The 3699-nt window shown below is 45.3% G+C and carries 3 protein-coding genes and 1 pseudogene; all 4 read right to left on the reverse strand.

What is annotated here, in order from left to right:
* Positions 1–81: 81 nt before the first annotated feature.
* The 4 genes and pseudogenes from RZ35_RS16770 to RZ35_RS17565 all read right to left on the reverse strand — a co-directional run bounded on the left by RZ35_RS16770 (position 82) and on the right by RZ35_RS17565 (position 3475).
* Positions 82–1953 carry a T6SS effector phospholipase Tle3 domain-containing protein gene (locus RZ35_RS16770; protein WP_455709722.1) on the reverse strand — a complete coding sequence of 624 codons (1872 nt, stop codon included), beginning with the start codon at positions 1951–1953 and terminating at the stop codon, positions 82–84.
* Between the two features lie 86 nt (positions 1954–2039).
* Positions 2040–2801: a T6SS immunity protein Tli3 family protein gene (locus RZ35_RS16775; RefSeq protein ID WP_026744341.1), complete on the reverse strand. Its 762-nt coding sequence runs from the start codon at positions 2799–2801 to the stop codon at positions 2040–2042.
* 16 nt (positions 2802–2817) lie between these two features.
* A pseudogene (locus RZ35_RS16780) lies at positions 2818–3186 on the reverse strand (DUF2345 domain-containing protein); the annotation flags it as partial.
* Positions 3187–3211: 25 nt separating this feature from the next.
* Positions 3212–3475 carry a PAAR domain-containing protein gene (locus tag RZ35_RS17565; protein ID WP_071999821.1) on the reverse strand — a complete coding sequence of 88 codons (264 nt, stop codon included), beginning with the start codon at positions 3473–3475 and terminating at the stop codon, positions 3212–3214.
* Positions 3476–3699: the final 224 nt, after the last annotated feature.

Consider the following 3699-nt stretch of genomic DNA (forward strand, 5'->3'; position numbering starts at 1 on the left):
GTAGCGTCCCCTAATACGACAACATATTTACCCATATTTCATTCCTTAGGATTAAGGTATATGCATTGCAGCTACGTGCATTTATTTTTCAGGGCGCAGACGTTCCATTACATGGGATTTCTTTTCCACTGCATCACTTGCCACTTCTCTTCGAATAATCGCAGGCATGGCTGGGATCGTCAGCTTACNGGTCCAGTAATAATCATCACTTTCCAGCCAGTCAGCCTGATGGCGTAATTCAGCAAGGCTTTCTCTGTCCCAGGAATNCCAGCAGTAGCCGATGGGTAAATCATAGGCAGCGACTCTGCTCATGAAGCGCTGATCCATCGGCAAGGTACTGTGGTCTGTCGGTCGCTGTACATAAGTACGTATTTCTTCCAGCATTTCTGCTCTGGATTGTTTTTCATAACCGACTCGTTCATCTTTTGAACCGGGTCCCGGCTGATAATAACCAGAGGCTTTTTTGGGGATCATTTTCTGGTCAAAGTAACCGTAAAGCGAGATGTAATAGCGATAGTCGGCATCAATAGGGGTATTCTTGTCGGGATCTATTTGCCCGTAACCATAGCCTATTTTTCCTGTCTGTTTTTCTTTGCTGCGATAATCTTGGTCAAAACTTGCTAGCTCTTTCGCCGTTATCGGCTCTGGCACCAGCGGTGCATTAATCGCCAGCTTTTGCCCTTTTACCGGATCTGGCCAGGTCATTTTTTGCATTATTGATGTCGTACTGTCCCAGAATGGATGTCCATCACCCAGATCGCTAAAGTTCGTTTGCAAGTTAGGTTCAGCCCCACAGGGTATATTTCGCCCAAACATACGAACATATAGTGTCTCTCCCGCAGCTTTAAATAATGGATGAGGTTCAGTAAAATGGCTGGCTTCCGTATTGGGTAACCCCTGCCAGCCAATACTGCGCAAAGGTGCAGAGCCCATCACTCGATCATGAGGGTTACAGTAGATCCAGGTTGTCCCGTGGTTATCGCGCTCCGGTACCCCACCGTGCGTTTTCCCGGCCGGCGTCCAGCTGTCTCCGTCATTGCACACGCCTGCCAGTAATCGTTCACAACCCAGTTGCTGCAGTCGGTTTTTATTTTCGGCCACTTTTTTCACGATATCCGCAAACGTTGCCTCTCTGGCCTCTTTGCTGATGATTTCATTCAACGGATAAGAGATATAGGTCGCGGCTTCATTATCCAGGGCATAGGGCGAATTCATCACAAACAGAGCATCCGGGGCTTCGATTGCAGCAGCAGCCAGGGCAATCATGGTTCCCTGACTGTGCGACAGCACCGTCACCGTATCTTCAGGATGTTTATCACGAATTGTTTTGATTAATTTCGCCAGGCGGCCTGCCGCATGCGCATAATAATGCCGCGGCGGCGCGGCAGTCAGGAGCCTGTCACGCTCTCCATTCAGTAACTGCGTACTGAAGGGGACTGGAACACCAAGCACAGAAGGCCAGTTATCAAATCCTTTATCACTCCACAGGCTGACCAGCTGATTGCAGCCATTCTGGAATGGGCCTCCGCCCCAGTAAAATGGGCCTTTGCTTTTTCGCTGCTCAGGTGTCAGGTCGTAATAATTATCACCCTGTTTGTTTTTAAGCGGAATGGCATATTTAAATTTACCATTTTTAAAATCCTGCTCCGTGGCACGATAGCCCCAGTAAAAACGGATAACGGGGGAGCGGCCTTCTGCGGTTACTTTCCTCGGAGGAACTATCCACTTTTTAGGTGTTTCATTACTCCAATCTGCTTCTGCATATTTATTTGATTCTAACCTGTGATTGCCTTTCAACCCCAGACGCTCATTCAATCCGTCACATAATGCTTTCTCTGCATTTTTGTACCACTCCCCCTCTGAATTTACGCCGTGTACAAAAATAACCATTCCTGGTAACTGCAACGGCGGTTGCACCTCTGCATTTATCTTAATATTTTTATGTGAAGTCATTGAGTAAGCAAACGGAGCACCATTATCTGTTGTAAGCACCGCGACCTTACGGGTGGGCGAGGTGATATTGTCTTTATCATTCACGATTATTTCCCCTGAGACTGCACAGGTTCCAGTATCCTGTCACACTGCATTCGGGTTTGCTTTACTTTAGATATATCATCCATCGGTAGTTCTTTTTGATATTTAGGCCCCGTCACCCCCGGATAACCATTTAATCGAGTGGATTCTTCATCTGGATCAAATGTCCATTTTAATACATAAGCAGTATCCTCAGACCTTTCTCCAAATGAATATTCGATCATATAAAATCCTTCATTCGTTACTAACATATCGTAGTCTTTTGTATCGCCATTCGGGTCCTGCGTATTTGACCCGTAAGGCGCCGAGCGTATTGTTTTACTACCATCTGTCGTCACAGCAATAACATTCAGACATCCTTTATCAGATCCCTTACACGCAGCCTTATTATCATTTGCTGTTATTGGAAAAGCTAAATAATCATCACGCGTTGACAACCAGAATAGTCGCCCTTTAAATAAATAACCTGAAGAGGGTGATATCTGCGTATGGATCCCTTTCGCTTTGTTGTTATAAAATGTTTTTCCATTTTCGCAGCGAGTGTACTCTTCAAGCGTAAAATAGCGATCTTTGTCAATGCGATAAATTATCTGCGGAGGGCCATATACCTCAGGTTGCTGTTTTTTCTTTTCCGGCGCTGCCTGCGTATTCTGCATTGCAGAAAAAGGATTCACAAAAGCAACACCGCCACCATAAGGACCAGCCACACAACCACTCAGAATAAATACACTATATATAAAGAAAAGTCGCATAATTATATTTATCATAACCCTATTCCTTTCTTTATTTCTTCAAAACGATCTTCAGTCCATCAACCGCTTTGGACATTATTAACGATGAGTTTCCAGAACTGTCTGTTATACCAGACAGAATCTTCCCATCCGGCATATGAATATCATAATTCTGATTTGCCAGCGGCTTTCCTGTAACAGGATGGGTAATGACAAATTTCTCATCAAACGTTGAGGGATCAAATGATTTCATCACGCCCTGCATGCTACCTGAACCTGCTTTTTTGATACCGGCATTTTTAATAAGTAGTTTGCCAGGGCCGCCAACCTCAATATTGCCGTCTTTAATTTTGATATAGCCACCGCCACATATCAGTGTCAGCTCGTCCTGGGCCGTAACGACCATCTTCTTGCCACTGGAGGTATTTCCGGCAAAGACCATCCCATCAGCCAACCTCCACATCCTGCATACTTGCAATGACGCTCGCGCCGCACTGCGTTTTACAGTTGTGTAATACAACCCCACGCCCGTTTTCTTCATAGGCAGAAACATCACATTCAATAATATTATTTGAGCCATNCTCAGGGCATGAAACAGTATCATTCAGGAGCGCAGCATTTTTTCCGGATATTTCGAAACTGGATGAGNCTGATGTGACTTTGCCNCCATGAGAGGTAGCGTCCCCTAATACGACAACATATTTACCCATATTTCATTCCTTAGGATTAAGGTATATGCATTGCAGCTACGTGCATTTATTTTTCAGGGCGCAGACGTTCCATTACATGGGATTTCTTTTCCACTGCATCACTTGCCACTTCTCTTCGAATAATCGCAGGCATGGCTGGGATCGTCAGCTTACCGGTCCAGTAATAATCATCACTTTCCAGCCAGTCAGCCTGATGGCGTAATTCAGCAAGGCTTTCTCTGTCC

Source organism: Lonsdalea quercina subsp. quercina (assembly GCF_000688655.1).
GTDB lineage: Bacteria > Pseudomonadota > Gammaproteobacteria > Enterobacterales > Enterobacteriaceae > Lonsdalea > Lonsdalea quercina.

Excerpts from the sequence above, each read along its gene's own strand:
- RZ35_RS16775 (WP_026744341.1), bottom strand. The coding sequence starts at position 2,801 with ATGATAAATATAATTATGCGACTTTTCTTTATATATAGTGTATTTATT.